Raw genomic sequence first — 301 nt, 5'->3', positions numbered from 1 at the left:
ATGACCTGGTTGTCGGTGGCATCGCGCTTGATGAGACCCTTGAAGATGTTTGTGGCCACAGCGGAGCCGGAGATGAGCAGGTAGCTGGAAGAGGAGCTCATGGCCGCGGCGAAGATGCCCGAGACCACAAGGCCGCAGAAGAAGCTCGGCAGTAGCATCTTCGACAGTACGATGAACACGGACTCGGCGGCCGACTGGGTGAGGAACTCGGTGGGAATGACTGCGCGGCCGATAAGGCCGATGCACACCGCCGAGGACAGGGAAACCACGAGCCAGATCATGGCGATGATGCGCGATTTCT

Annotated in this window: 1 pseudogene; it reads right to left on the bottom strand. The window is 60.1% G+C overall.

Annotation, left to right across the window (positions count from 1 at the left end):
- Nucleotides 1–301: pseudogene (locus tag NE591_RS14350) on the bottom strand (sodium:proline symporter); the annotation flags it as partial.

The sequence above is a fragment of the Adlercreutzia sp. DFI.6.23 genome (assembly GCF_024462535.1).
GTDB classification, from domain to species: Bacteria; Actinomycetota; Coriobacteriia; order Coriobacteriales; family Eggerthellaceae; genus Adlercreutzia; species Adlercreutzia rubneri.
The sequence above is the reverse complement of the archived record's forward strand: the minus strand, read 5'-3'. Positions and strand labels throughout refer to the sequence as shown.